General features: G+C 43.1%; 8 protein-coding genes. 6 read left to right on the top strand and 2 right to left on the bottom strand.

All coding sequences use genetic code 11. The annotated features are described in order from the left end of the window. Both BG32_RS00795 and BG32_RS00790 read right to left on the bottom strand, forming a co-directional pair. On the bottom strand, positions 1–197 hold a 197-nt coding region (locus BG32_RS00795), incomplete at its 3' end, for an encapsulin (RefSeq protein WP_183084251.1). Positions 198–212: 15 nt separating this feature from the next. Beyond that, on the bottom strand, positions 213–545 hold the full coding sequence (locus BG32_RS00790) for an encapsulin-associated ferritin-like protein (protein WP_006486704.1): 333 nt from the start codon (positions 543–545) through the stop codon (positions 213–215). Between the two features lie 2,087 nt (positions 546–2,632). Between BG32_RS00790 and BG32_RS00780 the strand changes: the two genes are divergently transcribed. The 6 genes from BG32_RS00780 (at position 2,633) to BG32_RS00750 (ending at position 7,499) form a co-directional block, all read left to right on the top strand. After that, positions 2,633–3,181 (top strand): PilW family protein, encoded by a 549-nt coding sequence (locus tag BG32_RS00780; RefSeq protein WP_121510041.1) that lies wholly within the window; start codon positions 2,633–2,635, stop codon positions 3,179–3,181. Then, positions 3,177–3,632, top strand: a complete 456-nt coding sequence (locus BG32_RS00775) for a type II secretion system protein (protein WP_121510040.1) — start codon at positions 3,177–3,179, stop codon at positions 3,630–3,632. Before BG32_RS00780 ends, BG32_RS00775 begins: the two co-directional genes overlap by 5 nt. Next, positions 3,610–4,260, top strand: coding sequence for a hypothetical protein (locus BG32_RS00770; RefSeq protein WP_121526228.1), 651 nt, complete (start codon positions 3,610–3,612; stop codon positions 4,258–4,260). Before BG32_RS00775 ends, BG32_RS00770 begins: the two co-directional genes overlap by 23 nt. A 193-nt stretch (positions 4,261–4,453) precedes the next feature. Continuing rightward, positions 4,454–5,347, top strand: coding sequence for a hypothetical protein (locus BG32_RS00760; protein ID WP_121526226.1), 894 nt, complete (start codon positions 4,454–4,456; stop codon positions 5,345–5,347). Between the two features lie 341 nt (positions 5,348–5,688). Beyond that, positions 5,689–6,222 carry a hypothetical protein gene (locus BG32_RS00755; protein WP_259459410.1) on the top strand — a complete coding sequence of 178 codons (534 nt, stop codon included), beginning with the start codon at positions 5,689–5,691 and terminating at the stop codon, positions 6,220–6,222. A gap of 740 nt (positions 6,223–6,962) precedes the next feature. Beyond that, a complete protein-coding gene (locus BG32_RS00750) occupies positions 6,963–7,499 on the top strand; it encodes a flavodoxin (RefSeq protein ID WP_121526224.1) in 537 nt (178 codons plus the stop codon). Positions 7,500–7,568: the final 69 nt, after the last annotated feature.

Here is a 7,568-nt window from a genome sequence, read left to right as displayed (position 1 = left end):
ACACCGACCTCTCCTTCTTTTTCGAGAATTTTGACCCTTCCTTCCGGAACGAAAGAATACTCCCATCCCTTTGGACCAACCACACTAACCACTTTTCTTGCGGAGAGATAGCTCTTAAGAACCTGCTTAGCTCTTTCATTTATTTCTTCCCACGCCTCGCTCGTCAATGGGGCTAGTTGTCTTTTGAAAAGATCCATTCTAATCCCTCCCTATTACATCTTTCCGATGTTCAGACCGCTGTTTTCGGAACCCGATCCGGCTTCCTCAACTTCGGTGATTGGTGCCTTCGTGAACAGATATGTTTTAAGCTCGTCATCCCAACCGTCCATATTTCTACGGAGCCATTCGAGAGTCATGCAGGCATGCTCTATCTCCTCGTCCCTGTTATGCGCCATTACAGCCTTCAGTTCGGCATCCTCAGTTACATCCACTCTCTGGTTGTACCAGTCTACGGCCTCGATCTCTTCCTTAAGGCTGTTGAGAGCTCTGGAAATGTCCTTTGCCTTTTCGCTTAGCTGATCAACCGATTCATGATAACTGCTCATATACATTCCTCCTCGTAATTTGATGTGTTTTCCATACTTCGTAACTATTTTATCACATTTAAAATTGTAACATGTAGAAAGCTCGAAAGGCGCCAAAACGAGAGATATGGCGTCACATTGAGAGGTGCAGATTCGCAAGAGGATGTGTCGTTTTTCAGTTCTAAAAGCTGTCCTTGGTCCTTCCAAGAGCAACAAGGACCCGCCCTCCGAGAAGAACGGTTCTTCGTTCCGATGCTACGCGTCCAGATTGTTCGTTCTTAGAACCCGATCCCGAAACAAGTTCGGGATGACATTGTGAGGGGTTTCTTGAATCCGTTGCCGGATAATCTTTTTGGTTGTAGTGAGCCCGTGGATTGATTGCCGTTTCTGTTAACGAGACCCCGACCCTGTAATCGAAACCCCGTACTCGGCGTCATGTTGAACTTGTTTCAGCATCTAGATCCAAAGGTCCGCTTTGCGCTTAAGAAAAAACCCGCTGATCGCTGTGAAAACAACGTTATCCGCGACGGTCCTCCATCCTCAGGGAAGCAGCAGTTGCAAGCTGATGTCCAGAGAAAAAGCGTCAAATGCCGTCATTCCGACAAAGCTCCTGGTCGGAATCTTGATGCTCTTGATTCACGATTTCGGTCTGACCCTGAACAGGAGCATTTCAGGACAGGCTCATTGGGGCAAGCTTCAGGACAGACTAAGTGGGGCAGGTTTTCAGGGCATGCTCCAAGAATTTCAGCGTATGCTGATCATGAAAACCCTACATTATGTCATTCAGACAATGCTCCTAGTCAGAATCTCGTTCTTCTCGTGCGGAAAATTGTGAGGGGACAGTTTGTTGGAAAACCGAGAACTTTTCGACGGCGAGCCGGTTTCAATCTGCTCTTTCGAACTCCAACCTGCAACCCCCTACCCCGGTCCTCGGTTCTTACAACTCACAACTTGCATCTTGCAGCTAATCTCATGCTCTTTCTAGTGTTTAGCGTATCTTAGCAATTGGTAAGCGGTTCTTTTCGGAGAACGGAGGACGGCTAACTGAGAACCAGTTCCTTTGTACTTTCCTACCCCTACCCCGAACCTGCTACGACGAACGATGTAAGTATAGAAAACGGAATAACCGTTTAGAGTAAATGAGGATCAAAGAAAACGAAGACGGACAAATAAGGAAACACGAGGGAACTGATTAGAAATAAGGAGGTCTTTCGGGCGTTCTCAACTCTGTTCTAGGAGGTTCTCCAGTGATATCTTATCCTCAGAAACCGTCTAATCGATTCGATTGTCAGCTCCCTCGCAATCAAATGGGAATAAATAATAATACCCCAGATCAAACGCAAAATGCAAGGAAAACCAAAGCTGTAACATGAAGAAACTGAAATGACACAAACTTAGTCTTAGAGCTGACTCTGGATGTTTGACGATAATTGCCAATCAATGAGGAATAACACAGATTCGGTAGTATACATTGACACGTTGATGGGATCTTGTGGCTTTTATCTGAAAACATGTAGAAGCTTCTTTCCAATACCGGTGTAAGAATTGCCTTCTTCTCTAATGTTGGAGTCCAAGCATTCTCGATTCTAACTTCACTGGAATTTTTAGGAGGCTTCCGATCAAAAAAAGATGGCCAAAAAACAGACGAAAGTGAAATCAATTGCATTTGCTCAAGAGAGCTTGAAGTAGAAAAAGAATCCGGGATGCTTATTGAAAAGCGGACGCGTGTTTTATCAACTTCGAAAAGTCAGAGTGTTCGCAATGAGAACAGGTGACATGCAGTTGCTTCATCACTACTGGAGCATTGTTGCTAGAAAAGGTTAGGAGTCTTTGTTGCATTGATCCGAGAACGCGAGCGGCTTGACCTAGGTGCGCTTTTCTAGAGCTATTGTTCATAGTAGTGTGATAAAATCGTTCCGGGTAAAGATGCTCTCTGGTTGCAGCTATACTCTAGTTGACAATTTGAACCAACACAAAAAGATAGTTTCGCTCCCTAATAGTCAAATCCTGTCATTATTTTTGTCCAGATGCAGATTAATTATTTTGCAACGTTGGCTTTTATATCTGCAACGAGGGAACTATGACAGCTCAAGTACGGAGGTTGGGTATTGAAGAATACTGAACAGCTCAGAAAAAAAGGTATGACGCTTACAGAGCTTATGATAGCTGTGTCTATATCGACTGTTGTTCTTCTTACAGTTACTCTAATAACTACTCAGTCATTAAGAATTGCTAAAGCGACAGAGGCATCGATGTCTCTTGATGAACAGATTTCAAAGTTGCATTCGTCGCTGAACTATATAATTTCGCGGCAGTTCACAGCATTAGGTTCCTTCACATTCTCGGAAGATGTGCCTGAGGAAAAAGTTCAAGAGATAACTTTGTATTCAGGTGTGCCTGATTCTAGTGTCGATGTGGTTTCTGCTGTATCTACAATTACCTATGATTCAAGTCTAAGAAAGGTGGTTCATCAGTATTATAACAAATCTGGGAGCTTAGTTTCGTCTGTGATTGCGGAGAATGTTGTGGATTTTGAGTTTGATCCTGTTCCATTGACTTCATATTTAACATATAGTGGAACCTTTACGTATTTTGATCCAGTCAGCAATGACCCGATTCTGACGCGAAGTGCGAGAGGAGCGGTGAGGTTTTATTAGAGATGGTTTCTCGTTGCTTGAAGTGATAATTGCACTTGCTGTTCTTGGTCTATTCATTGCGGGTGGGATTTTTCTTATAGTAAGATACAATTCTATGTCGCAAGGGATAACTCACGTTTCAGCAATACAAGCTGCAACATACTTTGTTCGCGATTTCATTAGGCAAGACTCGGTTTTGAGAGCTGTTGGAGATGATTCAGATGTCATTTTGGAAAAGGTCAACGAAAGGTTAGTCTTGATTGAGAACGCCCTTAATGGACCTAATGAAGGAATGGGTTTCTTGGCTACAGCAGGGTTTGGGAATCTGCGAATCGAAATTTCACCATTGGAACAGAGCTCGGTCATGTATAACGGAAATGACTGGATTCTTTTCACGGTGGAGGCGATGATTTCTGACATAGACAGGAACTCAAAGGAGGAGAAAGTATATGTTACTATCTCATCACAGTAGAAAAAGTGGGTTCGCTTTGGTCATGACACTCATTCTTGTTGCTTTTGGAACGGTGATTCTTCTTGCAAGTGGTTTACAGCTTTCAAGAACAACAGATGTGGTGAATTCCTATAGAAGAATAGCTAATGTGCAGAATATTGCAAACAATGTTGTAGAAGTAGCATCTTGTTACTTCGTAGACAATCTCTCCAGCTACACTGAAGATGATAAGGTAACATGGTCTGAAGCAGTCGAATTCATTAGCATGCTTGATTCTCGATCAGGTCTTGAAAGCAAATACTGGGCAGATTTTCTTAGTTTTGTTGGAGAAGACACTGAGGGTTTTAGTTTGACAGATCAGGTCAATTCATTCAGGAATAGCAAAGGGCTTGGTGAAGGAAGATACAATATATCATCGCACATATTTCCGGTTGCAGGTGGAGCAGAGAAATTCGTCGTTATTTGTTCGGCTGAGTTTGATGGAACAAAGCGTTATTCGATGGGTCTGGTTATGACAGACGCGTTGCCCCAGGGAGGATTGCCTGCGCTAAGGACTGTTTCTTTAGATCGAGTATTATCATCGTTAAGGAGTATTGGGAATGGAAAATCAAAGAAAATCGTTGGAGATATTATTTTTGGCGATGCATAATAGCAGGAGTCTTGTCTTTAAATAGCTCGTCAAGTTCTACTCTTCAAGATATTGTAGAGGGTATTTTAAACGCTGCGGGAATCATTGTATATGATGCTGATGGTAATCAGATCACTGATGAGGAAACCCTAGCCGAATTTTTGAGCGACTACTTCCATGAAATCGAGGATGACGCTGCCACTCTCTATGGACAATGGTAGATGAATATGAGCAGAGTTTTCCTGAAAATCCCGAAGCAACAGTGACGCTTAACACATCTACTGCCACTGTTACCTATGCACAGGAGCCCTCACAAATTAATGTGATATGTAGTGGTGCAACCTGTCAACTGGAAAGTTACTCGGATGAACTAACTATTGAAGTGAGCGGTTCTGATCAATTTGATGCAGAATTTACATCCGAAGGACTAATAATATCTGGTTCGGGGAAATCTTTCTTAGTTCCAACTTCTATTGCAAGTGAAACAACTGTACACATAATGATCGATGGTACCACGACCTTTTTCTCTGATCAGGAACACAAAATAAGTATAGTTAGTGGCAAGTATGATATACAGGTAAAAGGTGACGTGACAATTGATACTCAGTTTGTGTATGACGTGAAGAAACTTGTTGAGGAAGTCAATAATGGAAATGGAATGTCCCTAGTTGCAAATAAAACTGCAGTTGATGCAGAAACAAGGATCAAAGATTACCAAAAACTACTTGCAGAAGAAAACTACTCTTATCTGCGCGTTGCTTCATACGGGGATATTTCCCTTGGATATAGTTCTGCTACTCACGGCGATAAAAATCTAATGGGAGACTTTTTTGCTCTTAAAAGAGATGATGGTTCGGGCGGCAACTTCCTTCTAGGTGATTTGTCAAATGTGTCGAATATCAACAATCCAGGACAGGGACAATTCTCACAGTTGTTCCTACTAGGTTCAATTACTACTTGGCAGTTTGAAAATCCTCTTGATAATAATGGAGAAGACCTTCTGAATTCCCTTGCACTTGTAGCGGCCGGTGATCCTAATGCCTTAGGAAGTGGCTCATCAGATGGATCGGGCGGAACCCTTGCACTTCTTGGTATTCAGAGTTGGTGATCATGAACTGCTTGCTAGTTTTTCGGTCTGGGGAAGAAGAGATTCTCTTCTTAGCTTCTGTACTTTAGGCCACAGTTAACCCCCAGGGAGCCCTCGCGACGTGCGGGGGCTTTTTTGTGGGAACTCATAGCGATAAACTACTGGATGTCTTCGTATCACTTCAATTATTCGATCAGTTCTGGGCATTCAATGAAATAAGGTCTTGAGAAAATTTCTAGCTATCTTACTGGATATTAATGCGCTGTTTACCTCGAAAGCGTCATCATAGCAGTCGATGGTTTTTGAATCGGCTATTGATAGCTGTATAATAGTTAATTAAAGAGGGGGAGTATATGTTTCGAATGGATAATAGAATTGTTGAACTCGCTTCTCACGAGCTGGATTTGCATCCCGAAGCAAGGCTCGACGATCTTTACAAGCTCTTCTATCAGGGGACTTTTGGTCCGAGTCACATAATGGAGGATCAAGCGGTCGCCCTTAGATTTCTTGCCGAAGAGATCGACTGCGATGAGTTCGATCAGGTTCTATGGCAGGATGTAAGTTATATGGAGAACTTCTTCAGGATCAATCTTGTTATTGTTAAGAACCGGCAGGTACTTATCGATGATCTCTTCCGGGCACTGGTTGCCAGCAGTAGAATAGGGGCCACCCTATCACATGATGAATGGAAGGAAGAGTGGTACAGGATAGAAAGCGTACTCAGAGACTCACTTCCTGAGGAGATTTTCACTCCTGAGTCTTCAATGGTTGTTAAGGAAGCGGTTGAAGGCGGAAAACTGGTGCATCACAGTGCTTCGTATAAGAGAAGCTATCATCCACATTACAGAGTAATAAGCCGTGAATGGTTTGAGAGGCTTATTGGAACTACTTATTGAGTCGCTTTCTAGCATCATATGCTCTCCGCATCTTCGATTTACTAAGCGTAACAAAAAACGGAATGAGGTTTCTCCCATCGGCTGTTTTCATTCAGGTTGTTCGTGCCTAAGTGGGTTGTTCTCCGTTTTTATGACTGAAGTCAGTGGGAACTTGAATTACTTTGTTCATGTCTTCAGAGGGCTCAAATTTCGGCAAAAAAGCAAATCGGAACAAGTCAAATAAGAAATTGACAAGACGCTCTGTCGAAGCCGCGTTAATCCGCAAGCCGATTTTCCGTAAGCGGGAAAGCCGCGAGCCGATTATCCAAAAGCGGAAAACCCGCCTCTACTAAATAATGATATTACTAAAGGATACTTCGTATCGCGCAAGCTCGATCGATTTTTGTGGACACAGGTGAAAGAACTAACAAGGCAAGCGATTATGCAATCAAAGTGAAGCGCATAAGGAAAGTTATCTCTACTTTTTGAAAGGTGCCTTTGAGAGCTGAAGAACATAAAGTTGCTGTTGATTACTTGTGATTTAGCGCTTCTACTAAAACTTCTCGAAACGGTCGACAAAACCCAACTTCCCCGAGTCACTGATTCAAGGGAGACCAACACCTGAATGATAAATCGGCGCAGGTTCTTCAGAAATCCTTCTCTGTTTCATTTGTTCTGGCAAAGAATAGCGGTTCCTTTGTAGAGATACGTTCATTTCGCTTCTAAGTCAAGCTATAATAGCAATGAAGGGAGGTAATAGTATGAAGTCTATTGTTGTTTATTTCTCATACGATGAAAGCACTAAAGCACTTGCAGAGGCAATGGCCTCTTCAATAGGTGCTGACCTTCTGAGGCTGGTTCCCACGGGGGAGTTTACTCGGACCTATTATCACCATGTGGAGAATCCCGAACAAATAGGGACCACGCCCGGGTACGACCCAGATAAGGAGCATATCTGGGGAAGCGAGTCGGTGACTATGAATAACAGTCCCGAACTTGAGCCGTATAGCTTCGATCCGAACATGTATGATTTCATAGTCTTGGGGAGTCCGGTGTGGGCTCTTACATATGCACCTCCGATCAATACATTTCTTCAAGAGAACAAAATCCAGGGAAAGAAGATCGCTCTCTTCTGTACGCATGAAGGAATGATAGGTGGCGCCCTCGAGAATCTGAAAAAGGCTTTGAAGGGGAATGAAGTCGTTCAGGAGAGTGACTTCGAATCTCCTTCTTCAAGATTAGAGGAGTATATCGAGACTGCGAAGGAATGGGTGAGAGAGGTTAAGGAGAGTCTCTAGTTTCCACCATAGATTTGATTTACCGAAACGCCGAGGGCATGCTCTCGGCGTTTTCTTTTTGAGACGTTT

This window comes from Mesotoga sp. HF07.pep.5.2.highcov (genome assembly GCF_003666285.1).
Taxonomy (GTDB): domain Bacteria; phylum Thermotogota; class Thermotogae; order Petrotogales; family Kosmotogaceae; genus Mesotoga; species Mesotoga prima.
Note: the sequence above shows the minus strand (reverse complement) of the source record. Positions and strands in the feature narration are given on the sequence as shown.